The 16486-nt window shown below is 42.9% G+C and carries 20 protein-coding genes and 1 riboswitch; of the genes, 7 read left to right on the top strand and 13 right to left on the bottom strand.

The features are described from left to right. Positions 1 to 2: 2 nt before the first annotated feature. The 4 genes from AB4167_RS13150 to AB4167_RS13135 all read right to left on the bottom strand — a co-directional run bounded on the left by AB4167_RS13150 (position 3) and on the right by AB4167_RS13135 (position 3686). On the bottom strand, positions 3 to 1868 hold the full coding sequence (locus AB4167_RS13150; RefSeq protein WP_372136639.1) for an McrB family protein: 1866 nt from the start codon (positions 1866 to 1868) through the stop codon (positions 3 to 5). Then, the gene (locus tag AB4167_RS13145; protein ID WP_372136638.1) at positions 1858 to 2991 is read right to left on the bottom strand and encodes a DNA cytosine methyltransferase; all 1134 of its coding nucleotides are present in this window, start codon (positions 2989 to 2991) and stop codon (positions 1858 to 1860) included. Before AB4167_RS13145 ends, AB4167_RS13150 begins: the two co-directional genes overlap by 11 nt. Before the next feature lie 2 nt (positions 2992 to 2993). Continuing rightward, positions 2994 to 3155, bottom strand: coding sequence for a transcriptional regulator (locus tag AB4167_RS13140; RefSeq protein WP_372136666.1), 162 nt, complete (start codon positions 3153 to 3155; stop codon positions 2994 to 2996). 306 nt (positions 3156 to 3461) lie between these two features. Next, a complete protein-coding gene (locus AB4167_RS13135) occupies positions 3462 to 3686 on the bottom strand; it encodes an AlpA family phage regulatory protein (RefSeq protein ID WP_372136637.1) in 225 nt (74 codons plus the stop codon). 182 nt (positions 3687 to 3868) lie between these two features. On the opposite strand from AB4167_RS13135, the gene radC reads away from it, so the two are divergent. The 4 genes from radC to AB4167_RS13115 all read left to right on the top strand — a co-directional run bounded on the left by radC (position 3869) and on the right by AB4167_RS13115 (position 6317). Then, positions 3869 to 4360, top strand: a complete 492-nt coding sequence (gene radC / locus AB4167_RS13130) for a DNA repair protein RadC (protein ID WP_372136636.1) — start codon at positions 3869 to 3871, stop codon at positions 4358 to 4360. 38 nt (positions 4361 to 4398) lie between these two features. Beyond that, complete coding sequence (locus tag AB4167_RS13125; RefSeq protein ID WP_372136635.1) at positions 4399 to 4857, top strand: DUF2787 domain-containing protein; 459 nt, start codon at positions 4399 to 4401, stop codon at positions 4855 to 4857. A gap of 180 nt (positions 4858 to 5037) precedes the next feature. Next, positions 5038 to 5598, top strand: a complete 561-nt coding sequence (locus tag AB4167_RS13120) for a tyrosine-type recombinase/integrase (protein WP_372136634.1) — start codon at positions 5038 to 5040, stop codon at positions 5596 to 5598. Between the two features lie 17 nt (positions 5599 to 5615). Then, positions 5616 to 6317 carry a lecithin retinol acyltransferase family protein gene (locus AB4167_RS13115; protein ID WP_372136633.1) on the top strand — a complete coding sequence of 234 codons (702 nt, stop codon included), beginning with the start codon at positions 5616 to 5618 and terminating at the stop codon, positions 6315 to 6317. Positions 6318 to 6350: 33 nt separating this feature from the next. Here the strand turns inward: AB4167_RS13115 and AB4167_RS13110 are convergent, their stop codons facing one another. Next, positions 6351 to 7010 carry an inovirus Gp2 family protein gene (locus tag AB4167_RS13110; RefSeq protein WP_372136632.1) on the bottom strand — a complete coding sequence of 220 codons (660 nt, stop codon included), beginning with the start codon at positions 7008 to 7010 and terminating at the stop codon, positions 6351 to 6353. Positions 7011 to 7274: 264 nt separating this feature from the next. Here AB4167_RS13110 and AB4167_RS13105 point away from each other — a divergent pair, with 264 nt between their 5' ends. Then, a complete protein-coding gene (locus tag AB4167_RS13105) occupies positions 7275 to 8318 on the top strand; it encodes a hypothetical protein (RefSeq protein ID WP_372136631.1) in 1044 nt (347 codons plus the stop codon). Between the two features lie 31 nt (positions 8319 to 8349). Here the strand turns inward: AB4167_RS13105 and AB4167_RS13100 are convergent, their stop codons facing one another. From AB4167_RS13100 to AB4167_RS13065, 8 genes are all read right to left on the bottom strand, one after another. Beyond that, complete coding sequence (locus tag AB4167_RS13100) at positions 8350 to 8553, bottom strand: helix-turn-helix transcriptional regulator (protein ID WP_372136630.1); 204 nt, start codon at positions 8551 to 8553, stop codon at positions 8350 to 8352. 81 nt (positions 8554 to 8634) lie between these two features. Continuing rightward, positions 8635 to 9057: a type II toxin-antitoxin system HigA family antitoxin gene (locus tag AB4167_RS13095; protein ID WP_372136665.1), complete on the bottom strand. Its 423-nt coding sequence runs from the start codon at positions 9055 to 9057 to the stop codon at positions 8635 to 8637. A gap of 20 nt (positions 9058 to 9077) precedes the next feature. Next, positions 9078 to 10082 (bottom strand): YecA family protein, encoded by a 1005-nt coding sequence (locus AB4167_RS13090; RefSeq protein ID WP_372136629.1) that lies wholly within the window; start codon positions 10080 to 10082, stop codon positions 9078 to 9080. Between the two features lie 57 nt (positions 10083 to 10139). After that, a complete protein-coding gene (locus tag AB4167_RS13085) occupies positions 10140 to 11450 on the bottom strand; it encodes a type II toxin-antitoxin system HipA family toxin (RefSeq protein WP_372136628.1) in 1311 nt (436 codons plus the stop codon). Next, positions 11440 to 11730 carry a helix-turn-helix domain-containing protein gene (locus AB4167_RS13080; RefSeq protein ID WP_372136627.1) on the bottom strand — a complete coding sequence of 97 codons (291 nt, stop codon included), beginning with the start codon at positions 11728 to 11730 and terminating at the stop codon, positions 11440 to 11442. Before AB4167_RS13080 ends, AB4167_RS13085 begins: the two co-directional genes overlap by 11 nt. A gap of 641 nt (positions 11731 to 12371) precedes the next feature. Continuing rightward, positions 12372 to 12584, bottom strand: coding sequence for a cold-shock protein (locus tag AB4167_RS13075; RefSeq protein WP_017071067.1), 213 nt, complete (start codon positions 12582 to 12584; stop codon positions 12372 to 12374). Positions 12585 to 12894: 310 nt separating this feature from the next. Beyond that, entirely contained in the window at positions 12895 to 13320 is a 426-nt protein-coding gene (locus AB4167_RS13070; protein WP_017062464.1) for a phosphate-starvation-inducible protein PsiE, read from the bottom strand. 221 nt (positions 13321 to 13541) lie between these two features. Then, positions 13542 to 14912 (bottom strand): NCS2 family permease, encoded by a 1371-nt coding sequence (locus tag AB4167_RS13065; protein WP_136981793.1) that lies wholly within the window; start codon positions 14910 to 14912, stop codon positions 13542 to 13544. 58 nt (positions 14913 to 14970) lie between these two features. After that, a riboswitch (purine riboswitch) is annotated at positions 14971 to 15070 on the bottom strand. Between the two features lie 348 nt (positions 15071 to 15418). Here AB4167_RS13065 and gmk point away from each other — a divergent pair. Further along, the gene (gmk, locus tag AB4167_RS13060) at positions 15419 to 16042 is read left to right on the top strand and encodes a guanylate kinase (protein ID WP_017062466.1); all 624 of its coding nucleotides are present in this window, start codon (positions 15419 to 15421) and stop codon (positions 16040 to 16042) included. 119 nt (positions 16043 to 16161) lie between these two features. Then, a complete protein-coding gene (gene rpoZ, locus AB4167_RS13055) occupies positions 16162 to 16434 on the top strand; it encodes a DNA-directed RNA polymerase subunit omega (RefSeq protein ID WP_009848003.1) in 273 nt (90 codons plus the stop codon). The last annotated feature ends 52 nt before the right edge of the window (positions 16435 to 16486 follow it).

Here is a 16486-nt window from a genome sequence, read left to right as displayed (position 1 = left end):
TTTTATGGCCAAAAACTTGTAAAGCCATTCTTCAATTGGTCGCTCATCCATTCAAGTTTTACCTTGCTTCGACACTCTATTGTTATTAGAGGATCATCTTCAAGCGATTTACGAAACAGATCTTGCCGAGATTTTGTAGCCCAAATTTCATTCAACTGCTCGCTAAGTAGTGCACTAAGCTGCTCTAATATTGAGTTATCGCTATCACCTTTCGTGAGCTTATCAATGTCACCTTCTATACGAGGTAGCACCTTACACATTAAAAAGTCATCCCATACAGATTGAAGCTCGACTTCATTGTTGGGGTTTTGTGTAATTACAGCTAGAAGCAATTCATTTAAAGCACGGTATGCAAGCTTAAATGGGGTGTTTCCCAAAATATCATTAATTTGCTTTAGGAAAGCGACAGACAAAGTGCCATCTTTATCAAAACTACTGCTTAGTTCAGTCTTGTTTCGTCCATCAGTAAGCACTGGGTAGCTAAGCGCTTTAGGTTCTGAGGTTGCATCAAAAAAGGTATCGAAATCATTAGGAAAGAACTCACCAAAATCAAAAGTTAATGCTCGATCAATTACTTTTCGAGAGAAACCATGTGTGGTTTCATCCATATTGACCGTACCCGCTACAATTAAATTAAACGGGATGCTAATGCCATTAGCAACAAAGTGGTCCCATAACTCATCGTGGTCAATTAATCCCAACTCACCCTTAAGTTTATCTTTATCAACCGCCTCCAACACTGTCGCTTTTAATAGCGGATCGCATTGGTAAGTAAAATCATTACCTTGCCAAGCCCATTCTCTGGTTTCTAGCACAGATAGGTAATCTGCGAAGTATTGCTCGACAGGTGCCAAGTTCATTTCATCCAAACAAAGCCAGTAAGGTTTTACCTGTCGCTGTTGATTTTTCTCACCAACTACCTCTTTACCTTGGAGGGTGATCCCAGCATCTTTTATCGCAATCCAAGCCTTCATTATAAACTTCAGTACATCGGTAACTATGTACTCGGCATTACCGCTAAGCCTTGATGTATAGCCTAATAAATCTGATGGTTCATGCCAATCAGGGCGGACAGAAGTAAGGCAATAAGTATCGTCTATCGAGCCTGTTAATTTAGCTTGCTCACGGACGAAACGAGTTTTACCTGTGCCTGAGATACCAGCTAGAAGAACAAAAGGTTTATGCAAACAACAAAGCGTCAGCTCTGGTGAAGGAGAATCCGCCCCCCTCACTGTAAGCTTTTTTAGCACCCTTACATCCCACTTTTTCCACCTCTGCTTTGCACCATGCCCTATTTTTAGAATAGCGCCTGTACGTTCCATTAATTGAAGCATTAATGTTAGTCTTCGCTTTACCGTCGAAGGAATTGATTCAGAAGCTAGGTCATCAAATATCAGATGATCCCCATTATCCTTACGAAAGCTTTTTACGATGCCCCAATACACCTCATTGAGACTTAAAGACTTATCAAGAGATAAAAACGCATGACTAAGTTCAACAAAAGGAAATTCACTTCCTTCTTGATAGTTTGAAAGAAACATGACCCAGAAATCTATCTCTGTTATTCTTCCTGCTAATAGCTCTCTTCCTAGCTCTGTTACTTGGAAATAAGTATCAAATGTAACAACGCCTGATATACTCCACGGCTTTGAGAAATCTCTAAAATATGGTCTAAATGATTTACCTTCAAATGAACGCCACGCTAGGTCCGGGATTTCTTTTTCTAGCTCTTGGTATATTGGAGCATCAGCATCATAGATCGATTCGCCTTCATGCTTGTTTATAATCTTTAGTGCACTCAGCCAGACATCTGCAGCCCAAGCACCTTCTGCTCCATCATCTATCTTTGTCCAATGCTCATATTTCACTTATATCTTCCTTAAATAAATGTTCTAGAGAAAGGTTTTCAACAATCTCGAGAAGGCTCTTCTTTTGGGCGTCAAAAATCGAACTAGAGATTTCTCGTCCTATTAAAGCGGACAATAGCGGTGGCACAGCATTTCCCACCTGCCTAATAGGATGCCTTGAAGTCCCAGAAAATTCCCACCAGTCTGGAAATGTCTGCATTCTTGCTGATTCCCGTGGCGTAACCTCTCTAGGTTCAAAGGGATGAACATGCCCCTTGCCGCCACCCTTATCTGAGCCAACTATGATTGTGTAACTTGGCTTGCTAGGATCTAGTTTATTGATTCTTGTTTTTGGATCTCGTTCACCAAACTTTAACGAAGCATAGCGATCTATAATTCTTTGACTATGATTTCGACCAGTATGGTTAGCAAGGCCCTCGCCCATTGGCGGCATATTTGTTAGGCCATCATTAACTGTTCTATATGCCATTAAACCTTCTATTTCTTTCTCAGATTTAAATCCATTACAAATCGGCGGAATTGTTTCAATTGTTTTACCCTCTCGACTACCGATGATAAATACACGATCTCTAAACTGTGGTACTCCATAATCAGCAGCGTTTAACCGGAAAACTGACAGTGTATATGATAAGCCTTTTTTAGGGTTTTGTAGCTTCCCACATAACTCCTTAAAAACATTGCCTTCATCAATAGTAAGTAGTCCATACACATTCTCAAAGAAAAATGCTCGCGGTTCCAAATCAGAAAGAAGACGTAAATACTCATAAGCTAACAGGCCTCTTGGGTCATCCGTCCCTTGTCGCTTACCAAATACACTAAAAGCTTGGCATGGAGGACCACCAGCAAGTAGATCTAACTCACCAACACGCAAGTCTGCTTTCTCTAAAATAACCTCAGATACAAGTTCCTTGATGTCTTTTTGTACGATTACAGCTTCTTGTAAAATTGAAGTCTTGGATTTTTGGCACCTTTCTTTGTTATCTCTCAGCGAGATGCAGCTATGTTCATCTATATCTGTAGCAAACACAGTGTTAAAGCCTGCAGCTTCTAGGCCTAGATCTAACCCCCCACCGCCAGTGAAAAGAGATACAACTTTTAGTGGTTTAGTGACTTTACTTTTCATTCTTAAACTTTACCTAATACGATAAGCCAACTATCAGCTACTGCTTTTACTTGGACTGAGTTCCCATGGGATATCAATGTTACAACATTATGGTACTCCATAGTTTTCAGTGTCCTTGATACATTACTAACAGCACGCCCTGTTAGGGCGGCCAATTCAGTCACTGACCGGGGTTGTTGTTCCGCGATTACTTTTAGTAAATGTTGGTTCTCTTTCGACAGTACATTAGCCACTGATTTCAGAGAGTCGAACCAAATATCTACGGTATAATCTGGATCTAACTGCTGCCCACGAATTCCTATCACACAGCGCTTCTTTTTTATATTTTCCACTGCAATTTTTCAGCCTATACTGTATAAATACACACACTGGACGTCATCTTATCACCAGATGATAATCGAGCAAGTACTTTCTATATTTGGGCTACTCCACAGTTGTAGCATCCTGCACTATCACTCAACCTTTCATTTTTATGACAGCTCTGCACTCTCCATTTTGCTCATCAACCAATCATCAACCTCGCTTTCAAGCCAGGCTTTGCGTTTGCCCATAACGGTATAGTTTCCAGGGAATTCACCTGCTTTAATCAGGATGTAGATGCTACTGCGGCACAATGTTGTTTTATCCATGACTTGCTGTAGTTTTAAAAATCTCAGCGGCGCTTTATTCAGTTCATGCTGTTGTGAGTATCCCATGATAGTAATCCTTGTGTATTAGCTCGTTCATACCAAGGACTCGCCATTATTTTTTTACTTAGATTCAACCTGCCTTACCGCCCCTTCTCCCGCTAACCCGTATTCAAAATCCTTTCAGATATATTTCATCACTACGCATAGCCCAGTTGATAAAACTCAATTAACAGATATAGGAGGTCCCTATGCGTACATCTCGACCAACCATTCCAACGAATAACCAATATCCGGCTCACCAAACCTCTAGACTCAATGAACTGCTAGAACATGCCGCCGAAGCGCTTGCGCAAAAGTACAAGCGTGAAGGCACCTTCACTAACCCTGATAACGTGAAAGACTACCTACAGCTAAAGCTTGGCTCGTATGACCGTGAAGTATTTGCACTGATGCTGCTAGACAACCAGCACCAGCTTATTCGTTTTGAAGAGCTGTTCTTTGGCACCATTGATGCGGCGAGTGTTTATTCAAGAGAAGTGGTAAAGGCTGCCCTCAATGCTAATGCCGCTGCGGTTATCCTGGCCCATAACCACCCATCGGGGATCGCCGAGCCCTCTAGAGCGGACAAGCGCATTACTAGCCGGCTGGTTGATGCGTTGGGGTTAATTGACGTTCGAGTGCTCGACCACATTGTGGTTGGTGAGCATTGTGTCTCTTTTGCTGAAAGGAGCTGGATATGAATAACCATCAATCAGTCTGTAAGAGTAAGGAGGCGCTTATGCCAGCTAAATCACGGTTCAACGACACATCAAACAGCTTGTCATTTAATAAAGCAGCGTTACCCATCTCCAATACGCTACTGAAACGCTTGGCTGATGTGCTGAACAAGCACTCTGAAGTCGTCGGCGACAATTACATCGTGATTAACTTTAGAGACAAAGGCTACAACGCTGAAAATGGTGGCTACCATCCGGTGGAGATTTCATTAAGCAAAGATGCCAACAATCGCTACACGATCTTGTACATCACTGATTTTAGTTACTGCGGTGGTCCTTATCCCGAACTGGAGCGAGATATCGACTTTGATTTTGGTAATTCAGCGGCTTTTACTCGTTACTGTGGCTGGACGGGTATCTGTTCACCTGCAATTGTCGAGTTCTACCCATTGTGGGAAGACAACTTTGTCGCATACCTAGACTCGGACGCTTACGACCAAATCGAAGTAAGGGGACACTAGCCACCAGTTCCTCACACCACAATTCAAACACCGTCCACCAGCACAGATAAAGGCTAATACTGCTGCTTCCCATATTGGTAAAACGGGAAGCTTGGAACCCTTGCTACATAAGGGTTTGGCGGTATCGGCCTCTCTGTGCTTCCCAAAACACCCTTCTACAGACAAAAAAGGAAGCAGACTATGGCTGAGGTCCAAGCAATCAAAGACGATGACACCATTCGACTCATTGGCCACTTACTCGCTATTCGTTGTAATCCGCAAATGGCTGACGTTTGGCACATTGGGTTAAACCTGGCACTGCGGATATCCGATTTACTCTCTATCCGCTTTGAAGACATTAATGATGACCGACTCATTATTCTTGAAAGCAAAACAGGCAAGCAGGCGAACATCCAATTAAACACCAAGGCACGAGAACACATTGCCAAAGTGCGGGAGAAGCACCCTGACCATGTTTACCTATTTCAATCGCATCGATGCCAGCAACTAAAACATAAACCACCGCAGCCGATCTCTCGGCGTGCGGTGTCTATGGCCTTTCAACAAGTAGGGCAAGAACTCAAGCTTGCGTTGGGTACTCACTCCATGCGCAAAACACGAGGGTATTTCCTCTATCAATCCACTAAAGATATCGGTCGCGTGATGAAGATGCTACGCCACACCTCAGAGGGCGTGACGCTTCGTTATATCGGTATTACTCAAGATGAAGTCGACAAAGACTTCGTATCACTCGAACTGTAACTAAGAGAGGTTCTATCATGGAACACTTACAACCTGGCGATCACCTGGTAGTGAACGTTGATGTATTGGGGATTACTGAGCATCACGGTTTATACATCGGCAATGGTGAAGTCATTCATCTTTGCGCTCACGCTAAGCAAGTCATACTCAGTTGCTTAGATACGTTTTCTGATGAAAAAGAAATCAGAGTTAAACGACGCGCACCCTATCCACAAGATGCCATTGATTACGCAAGGCAGCAGTTAGGCAAACGTGGTTATGATGTAGTCACGAACAATTGTGAGCACTTCGTCAACCGCTGCATTGAACAGCGACATACGTCTAACCAAGTGAGTAGTAGTGGTCATGCCATCGTTCATGTGGCAGCTAGGCAAGGTTTACTCGGTCAATCAGTTAAACAATTTGCTAAAGGTCCACTAGGCACCATTGCTATCGCCTCTACAGGGGCGAAGTACGCTGGTGAATACATTGGCTTACCTGATAGTGTAAACACCGTTGTAGGGGCTCCTGGGGATCTTGTCGCTAAACCTATTGAAGCCGCCTACACTGGTACCGTTAATACACTAAGCAATACCTACGATAAACTGAGTGAGGGTGAAATCATCGGTGCTACTGGTGAGCTGATAACGGGCACTGTAGAGACTGCGGTTGATGTCGTCTTTGCACCCATTGAAGTAGTGGGTAACACCTGGAGTGCGATTACATCGTGGTTTGATTAACATACTGGAGGGCTAAACACCCTCCATTCACGACTACCGATAACTGGTACCAAAGTTACGTCGTCCCTCACCATAGTGTTTAGTATCTTTTTTTGCCAGATAGCTTATTCGACGGAATAGATCTCGATATTGTCTATTGAATTCTGGCTTACCGTCCATCAAGTAATAACCATGGTTCTCAGGGAACTCTACTAACCAACGTACATCTTCAAACTCCATACCCAAAGCAGTAGCCCAGGCTTCAATGATTATCGAAGCTAAGCTGTCACGACTTTTATACTTCCCTAACGTGTGAAATCGATCTTTGTTGAAAAACAACACTAAGTGATAATGGTCGTTCTCAGAGGTGCAACGCTCACGACACCATGCGTATCTTACATAGTTACGGTGAACCCTCTTGCCCTGGTTTAGCTTACGTTGCGATTGAGCAAAGACCTTTGAACGTAATGATTCAATAAAGCGTGTCATCAAGCGGGTATAGTTTCGGTTATAACTGACGACTTCATCTCTGCTTAACAAGCAATTGGGATCAAACCTAATGTTAGGTAGTCTTAAATCAATTCTCGCTGCGTACGTTCTAGGGAACTCCGCAACACTGTCATTCATCACATCACGCAAGCTACCTAAGTTGTCCTGCTTATAGTTATCTAATGGCCCTAGTATTCTAAGCCCATCAAAGTAGTTGTCTCTCATCTGTACTGCCCTATGTATTATTCATTTCATAGAACTGGTACAGCATTAATTATTAAGATAGTGGGCATGCTTTAGGGCATGCCATATCACTCTAGTAAAGAGCGTATATATTACACATACCGACAATGTCCAAATCACAACTAAATTATCAATCCACTGCTAGTTAAAACAGAGCGTTCCATACGTTGCGATTACACAAATCTTCACCTAGAATAAGGGAGTTTCGATAATGCAAATCGAAACTCCCATTTTCAAAGGGCAATTATGAACAAGCTTTCATTAATAAATGACAAAATTATTATCACTCTCCCGTTCGCGAGTAAGTTCTTGGCTGTTTTTAACGACGGAAGCACTAGGCAATTGGAGATAAGTAAATACTATTATCCACTTTGCCAAAAAGCCTTAAACCTAGATCATAAAGCGCTGCTGCCAGAGATAATTAATTTTGCTTTTTTAGAAGAGGTAGTTTTAATAATCGCAGATTATGACAAGCCATATAGTTTTATAGGAAGCCTACGTAGGCTTCAAAGCAGTGCTGAAAAATTTGGGGGTATAACTAATCCACAAGCAACACTGCATTACTTTGAAGAACTCGAATCCATCGAGCTATCTGCTGCAAGAAAAGTAAACTTAATCAAATTATGCAACCTACTTCAATCTGACTTGGACTATGCAACTCTCTCACTAACAATAAAAAATGATGAAATAATGAACCGCTTGAGCATGAGCTCTAGGAGTTTAATTTCTGCTTTCAAAATTCTAAAAGATCTTGGATTTATCGATATAGAGAATAGAAATTTTAAGCGCTTCTCTCTCCCACAACGAATTACTTTTAGTGTACGTTTCTTTGAGGACTTGTTAATCATGAGTCAAGATGAAGTAGAGCAAGTGCATCAACATGCAATTAAACACATCAACGAAATGGTCTTTAGAGAATATATTGTCAGTAGACTGGATGATAAAATAGAAAACAAACACTATCTTGCGATTGCCAAGCTGCTTGGAGAGTATGAATCCACCCCCGAAGACCAAGATGAATCAAAGAAACAGATGGCACAAAAAATTGATGCCGCATCGCAGGAGTTTTCAAAACGAAAGAAACTGCTAATACAAAGAGGTAAGACAAAAAAGGGAGATGAGGATACGAGTCAAGTGCCATACAGCAAAGAAGGCTTACTAGAAGCTTACGATACCGTTGAGGAAGCTATGCAAAGAACTAAAGAAAAAGCTAAAAATCTCATGCTGAGTTTAGATGAACTAGGTATTAAAGATCCTAGAGTCATAAAAGCCATCGCTAACCTATTATAGATTAGCGATGGTATCTAGTCTGACACTAACTCTAATAAGAAGTCCTGACTCTTGCTAGCAACCAAGCTTGCACTTCACTTTCAAGCCAGGCTTTGCGCTTGCCCATCACAGCATAGTTACAAGGGAAATCGCCAGCTTTAATCAGAATGTAGATACTGCTGCGGCAAAGTGTCGTTACTTCCATGACATCGCGTAAACGAAGAAAGCGATCACTACGGTTCTGAATAGTTTCCATCATGTTCTCCTGGTTATCGGTTTATCCAGGAAGATGAAATATATCTGAGTTGGCTTTGTTTACAGGCTGCCCAAACGGCTACTAGCCGATAAACAATGAGGCTGGTACACCAAAACGCGCCGATAGTGCCTTGATGTGGTTGAGCGTTAGAGAGCGCTTTCCGCTTAAGATCATCGATACCGTCGATTTGGCACCTATCTCTTCTTTGAAGTCACTTAACGTCAATTGATGCTGATCAATGATAACTCTTAGCATGGCTATGCCTGGCTCAAGCTTATCAATAGCTTGATTAAATTCACTAAACTGCTCAGCTTCTTCTTCATACCTTTCAATCACCGGAAACATCAAGTCAATCACTGGCTGATGAGCATCATAATCTTCGATAAGTACTTCCATCGTGGCAATCAACTCTTGATATTGCTCAGGTGAAGTAATGCCAGTAATCCAGGGCATAACACTTTGAGCTTTACTGACGGCCTTATCTATCTCTGAAATATCTAACATGCTCATCCCTCACCTCTTTATTAGACTTCAATCCTGAATTCAAAAGCTTGCTTCATCAATGGCTGCACTTCCACTTTATTTGGCGTCCGAAAATCATCAATATGCCTGATTGGTGCAACCGTCACAAAGCCCCAAAACTCCAAGAAGCGTTTAATAAATCGCGATTCAATCATTGTGCCTAGTAACTGACTCGGAGATGAATACCCATCTTCAGGGCATCCCAGCAGTAAATCAGGGAATGCAGTAACCACCTCTTCAATCAACCGCTCCGTATTGCCATGATTTTGCAAACGCCACAGCATAAACAACCAGAAGGTCCTTAAATCAACATCGTGCTCCCATCCATCTAGGTAGCCCCAATTGTACTGAGAGGTTGCAGCTTCGAGCATAGGGAGAAAGAACGCTTGAATGCCGTGTGCTAAGTACTGCTTTTGAGCTGCTTTTTTAACATGATAACGGCCACTGCGGCGATAGATTATACCCGCTATCTCTGCTAGCACTCGGCTGTAATGCAATGCATTAAACTTATCCTCGTTACTGCCTGCATATTCACTGATACTGATGTGTCGTTCAAATTCAGAGACTGCAAATTCTGGTAATAGATCACTAGCCTGCTTAACAATTTTTGTCGGCAAGTTACCTTTGCTGGTGGCTTTAAACGAGCCACCTCCTTGCATGGCTTCATCTAATATCAATGCTAAGTAACGCATCACTGGGCTGGTTTTTAGGTTATCTGGCGTGTGTATTGTTACCCCTTCCAAGTCACTGAAAGGCGCATATAACCAATTGCTCATTTGTGTTGGCGAAAGGCCACAGAAATCAGGATGAGGCCGATCATTAGCTGCCTTCATTTTTTGCTCTGCAACGATATTGAGTTCTTCTAAAGACAAGTTAGGGTTCATTGCAGAAACTTGCTCTATATCATCCAGCATTGATGCGTGTTGCTTAGAGATACTGTTCATGCAGCAACGTTTGTACTTTTTACCGCTGCCACAAGGGCAAGATTCATTTCGACCTGGTTTCATATTTTATCTACTCGTCTTATTTATCTTAATGCTACGTCACTTCAAACCAACATCATATCAAGCTAAAAGTGCTGCATTTTCTTGCTTGCGCTCTGCGAGTGTTTTTTCTATCGCAGACACGGTGGTCTTACTCACCCCATGTTGCTCAGCAAGCGCCTTAAACTGAATAATGGCATCCACTACCTCTTTAATGCATTGCTGTGCTTCCTTCCAATTAGCAAAGCCTGCGCTAGCCGCTAGCTTTTGCATCACTTTGAGTGGTGGTGCTTTTCCGTAGCCAGCAAAGGCGGTGGCATGTTCATTAAAAGGGTGAGGGCTAAACGTTACATCGTAAAATGGTGCGAGTTGCCAACTGCCATCATCGGCTTGTAAAAAGCCCCAGTTTTTACTGTGATCGTCTTGGTTCGCGGCAAATAAGTTAAACATTGCGCGTCGAAATTGAAGTTGCCCGGCGGCAGGAGACTTACACAGTTGACGACTGGCCTTAATCAGGTCGCTGTAGTCTAAGCTAGGGCTTCGGAAGTCTGCATCCAATAAACCGCAGGCACTGTGCATATGCAAGCGTCCAGCCTTCTCCTGCTCGGGTAAATAGTCGAAACGCTTTAACGCAAGCCATGCTTTAGCGCCGCTACTTGTAGGTGCTTCAATTAATTGCCACATCGGTGGCTGACACTTTGCCTGCTCAGCCATTTCTAAATAGACCGCTTCACACAAACCTTCTTCGTGGCCCAATGCTAAGTTCTTCGAAGTAAACTTAACTAGCCATGCTTCATCGCCAGGTTGTGCATAGGTGCGGCATTGCGTCGCGTCGCCAGCAGGCATATAAATTTGTGCTTTAGGTCGAGCACCGCCGGAGCTGCCGACGGCTACCAAGGTTGCTAACACTTGCGCAGTGCTACCATCTAAATCGTCAGATAGAGCCTGGTCAAACAGGGTTTGGGCTTCCAGACCAAGTGTTTCCAAATCAATATCTGAACGATTTTCTAATGAGAGCTCTGATACAGGTGTAAAAGACAATGCCCCCATTCCTTGCTGGCCAACAAAAGCCAGCCTGTCCATTGCTGTTACTTGTGCTGGCAAAATACCTTGTTGGCGGAATACTCGATCTTGCAACAGCAAACCCCAACCATCGGGAAGACTATCACCAAAAACGCCGTGAATGCCTTGGTGTGGCCCTTTCGGTGCTTGCTGTAATCGCACATCACCTTGAAGCGTAAAAGGGGATAAATTGCCAAACGTGCTGAGATAACTTTCATCGTACTGAAAGAAAACGCCTTGGCGGTTTTGCGCTAATATACCCACCGATACCGTTTCGCCCGTTGTGAGAGTGCGCTCCACATTCAGCTTTTGAATGGATTTAAAGCTCATCTTTAAGCACCTCTTCTATACTGGTCGGTAAAGCACTGCGGTCAGCCGTTGTTTGTGTCAGTTGATAAAGCCGGTCTAGTGAATCCAACGACTGCCACAAAAGCAGCAGCTGACGAAATGAAATTTGTCCGGTGAGTTCAAACTTTTTTATGGTTGAAGCAGGTACACAACTGCGCTGGGCTAGTGCCTCTCGCGATAGCTTTGCTTGTTTACGCAAGCCTCGAAGATGAATAGCAAAAGCTTGGCTTACATCGGTATCATCTAAAAGTGAAAAGTTCATACGCAGCCTTAATGGATATAATAATGTCTATTATAGCGTTATTTTGTGATTTATGGATACTATAACACCCATAAAGGTATAGGTAGCTATCACGTAACTGGAGAAGGATACTCAAAGCTGGTGCTTTGCGTCAGGCATGAGGTTGAGTTAAGGTAATTCATAGCCTAATAGGCTCGTATCTAGGAAGTGAACAAATGGTGGTTAAATTGGTGGTTAACAATTGAAACCGAAGGCTATCGTAGCTACATCCAACTGATTTTTAATGAATTTAATATTTTAATCTACATTCAGATCCAAAACATTGAATAACAGTCTGTAAGCTGTACACGATAAAGAATAATCAGCTTAATCAGTGTTGATTAGATCAAAATGAGCTCCTAATTTTAGGGGCTTTTTTTTATGGATACAGTAATAGTAATCAGGATGAGCAAGTGACTGGTTGTTACGTAGAAGGTTGAGTTAGAGCAAAGAACAGATACAACGATAGTTAGAACGAGATAACGGACGTAAAACAGGATTTTTGAATACTTAGAGAGGGTATTGCTAATGGAGAAGAGTGTTGCGGTAAAACTGAGGGGGGAAACAAATTTGAGAGAGAAAGTGACGCAAGTTGCTGTTGCAACCTGCGCCGACTTAAAATCTTATAGAGCTACAACGTTTGCAGCTTGAAGACCTTTTTGGCCTTGCTCTACTTCGAAAGACACTTGTTGGCCTTCTTTAAGAGTCTTGAAACCTTCAGAAGCGATTGCACGGAAGTGTACGAATACGTCAGCGCCGCCGTTGTCTTGAGTTAGGAAACCGAAGCCTTTCTCTTCGTTAAACCATTTTACTACGCCGTTTACTTTGTTAGACATGATGTGTCCCTTATATAAAAATAAAAAATTAATCGCCAAAAGTGCGATGCGCTGAAAGCTTGAATTATTTAATGTATCTATGAAGCTAAGGGAAACACTGAGAATAACAATGAAGCAATACTAAGGGTTCTACTTTACAACTGGATGTTTCATTTAATAACCCTGAGAACAGAGCGACGCCATTCTTGGTGATCTGAGCCTGCTTGTAAAGCGTTATTTGGACAATTTGATGTTTTTTTGTTCGGTTGGCTTGAATTCAAGCCCAGCTAGGTCGCCGGGCTTGATTTGTAAGACTTTGATCTCAAAAAATTTACTCGTCCGGCTGCTTAGTTCTGAGATCGACATATGGCCAGTAATGGTGACCGACTCGAATCAACAGAGTTGCTGCTGCTAAGATAAATGCCGCTAAAGATAACCAAACGATCAATACCGCATCGAGTTCTTTCATGCCCAAAGTGATGTAACGAGCAATCGCCATCATCGCGATATAGATTGGGTATCGCACTGGGATCTTACCGTTCATCACAAACTGCTGAACCATCGCCAACACTTCTAAATAGATAAACATCAGCAGAATGTCGGTCAATTGCACTCGGCGTTCAGCGAAGACATGCATGAACTCTTCGACCATCGCAAACAAGGTCGCGAGCGTGATCGCCACCAGCAATACCGCTTCCATAATGTGGAATACTTTTAAAAACGGCTTACTAAAAGATTTAGGTAAGTGAGAAGGCATAGTCACTCTTCAAAAAATAATTAATCCAGTCTCTACAATAGCATGCATCAATATAAGTCGCGTACTGTCAAAGCACCGACTTTAGGCTAACGCCATCAACTCATCGGTAACCAACATTAAGAAGCAACGGTAAAAAGCAACAAATACAAAAATGGCCCCGCATTCACTGCAGAGCCATCTGTTTGTCTTTTACTTAGCGACTTCTTAGTGACTAATTAGCCTTAAAGCAGAATCAGGTAAGTTAAGAACACCACACACAGTCCGTAGATAAGCGGGTGTACTTCTTTGCGCTTACCTGCCACAACCATTGTGAATGCGTAGCTGATGAAGCCCATCGCCATACCGTTCGCAGGAGAGAAGCTTAGCACTGTGAACATGATGGTAAAAAAGGCTGCAATGCGTGACTCTTTCTTTTCCCAATTAATCTGACCAAGGCGACCGACCATATAGATGCCAACCACTACCATCGCCGGTGCAACCATTGCAGCCGAGAAGATAGAGAAGATTGGGTATAGGAATAGCGAGATTAGGAACAGACCAGCCACCATGACTGCTGCCAAGCCCGTTTTCGCACCTTGAGAAGAAGCGATGCCAGACTCAGAGAATGCGGTAATTGATGTGGTACCAAGAATAGAGCCAATCACAGTACCGCCCGCATCTGCTACTAGAGCCGATTTCGCGTTTGGCACCTTGCCGTCTTTATCGATAATACCCGCATCACGGCCAACGCCGACAATGGTGCTCAAGCCATCAAAGAAATCGACAATCAAGAAGATAAGTACGATGAACAGTAAGTCGAACATTTTCTCTGGCGTGAAAGCAGAGAAATCAAAGATAGCGCCGAAGCTGCCAGCCATGCTTGGTGGCATAGCAATGAACTGCTCTGGGATTGGTGCGTTTGAAGTACCCATGAAGACGTCAGCAAGAATCGTCAACACAATAGCTGAAACGAACGAGATGAACGTTGCTAGCTTGATGTCGCGAACCATACAACCCAGTGCGATGAAGATGCTCACATAAGCGATGATCACTTTTGGATCGGAAATGTCGCCTAAGCCTACCAATACGAATGGGTTAGAAACGATGATGCCCGCATTCTTAAGACCTAAGAAAGCAATGAACAGTCCGAGAGACACCGTAATCGCCAACTTCAAATCTTCAGGAATCGATTCAATCATCGATTTACGAATATTAGTTAACGAGAACGCGAGGTACAGGATACCTGACAGGAAAATGCCGAACAGCGCCTCATTCCAAAGTAATGCGACTGAACCACTTAATAGTAAGCCTTTGAAGAAGCCGTTCATGCTCATGCCCGGCGCAAGCATCACTGGGTAGTTGCCCCAAATGCCCATAATTAGGGTTGCGATTGCCGCAGACAGAGCCGTTGCAGTAAACACGGCACCTTTGTCCATGCCTGGAATATCACCCAAAATTGCTGGGTTAACCGCCAGAATGTAACTCATTGCCAAGAAAGTAATGAAACCCGCGTACAGCTCAGTGCCAATCGTGGTTTTTCTTTCAGTGATTTTAAACATCGAATCAAGCGAGCCAGAGGTGTTCTGGGCTTTCAGGGTGGAATCGGTACTCACAACAAAACCTATGCAATAAATTAAGAATTTGGTGATTCAAATGCTGTGAGAATAGAGAGGTCTCTACACTAAAAACTGTAGTCACCAAGGTAGGCTCGGTAGTAGAAACATCTAGTCCATATCACTAGATATATACAGCATTTAATCGTTTGCGCGGATTGTAAGGATTGAGATTAAAACTTCAACAAATTTTGTCCAGATCACATAAAAAAGTACCGATGACGAGTCATTACATTTATACAAAGATCCTTGAGAAGATCATTCGCTAATAAATAACGATCAAGCCAGTTGTTCTCAATCATCTAAATATGCTACTCTTCGCCTCCATTTTTCTGACCTAATTTTCACCAGTTGCTTCTATTAGTTTTACTCGTTATCTCTTTATAGACGTAACCAACGGCACAATTAGTAGATGCGCCATCGGAACAAAAATTAGAGTCAGTGCTATCTTTTAAAGTGTAGGTTTATTGCCTTCACTCAATCCAACCAACAGTGGAAATATACAGATGGGCAAAGGTACTCTTTACATCGTATCTGCACCTAGTGGCGCAGGTAAGTCGAGCTTGATCTCAGCAATGCTAGAAACCAATCCAACCTACGCAATGAAGGTATCTGTTTCACACACCACTCGCGGTATGCGCCCTGGTGAAGAAAATGGTGTTCACTACCACTTCGTAGAGAAGCATCATTTTGAAGACCTTATTACTAAAGGTGAATTCCTAGAGTACGCTGAAGTGTTCGGCAACTACTACGGTACTTCACGCGTTTGGATTGAAGAAAACCTAAACCGCGGTATCGATGTATTCCTAGATATCGACTGGCAAGGTGCTCGTCAGATCCGTGAACAAATGCCTCAAGCGAAGAGTGTATTCATTCTTCCACCATCAAATGGTGAACTAGAGCGTCGTTTGAATGTTCGCGGTCAAGACAGCGACGAAGTTATTGCGAAACGCATGAGCGAAGCAAAATCAGAGATTTCTCACTATGCAGAATATGATTATGTGATCGTGAATGACGACTTTGATGCAGCCCTAATGGACTTCAGAGCTATCATTCGTGCGGAACGCTTAAAAGAAGATAAGCAAGCAGCGAAATACAGCGGCATGCTTACTGCTTTATTAGCGGAATAATCTAGATCCCCTAGATTTTCTATTGAGATAAGTATACGGTGATCTAGAAAGTATCTAGTTAAACTTGTATACTTTCTCGTCATCAAAAATTTATTAGTTAATTACTATTTGGAGTCCTCATGGCACGCGTAACTGTTCAAGACGCTGTTGAAAAAGTTGGCAACCGTTTCGACCTAGTTCTTATTGCGGCTCGCCGCGCACGTCAAATGCAAACTGGCGGTAAAGATTCACTAGTGCCTGAAGAAAACGATAAGCCAACGGTTATCGCTCTTCGCGAAATCGAAGAAGGTCTTATCACTAAAGACGTACTAGATGCTCGTGAACGTCAAGAGCAACAAGAGCAAGAAGCGGCTGAACTTGCAGCAGTAAGCAGCATCGCTCACACTCGTTAGCTCATATTCGCAAAAAGCGTCATTCGAACTAATTAACCTTCCGGGCCTTTAA

The sequence above is a fragment of the Vibrio sp. 10N.286.49.E11 genome (genome assembly GCF_041469505.1).
Taxonomy (GTDB): domain Bacteria; phylum Pseudomonadota; class Gammaproteobacteria; order Enterobacterales; family Vibrionaceae; genus Vibrio; species Vibrio crassostreae_C.
Note: the sequence above shows the minus strand (reverse complement) of the source record. Positions and strands in the feature narration are given on the sequence as shown.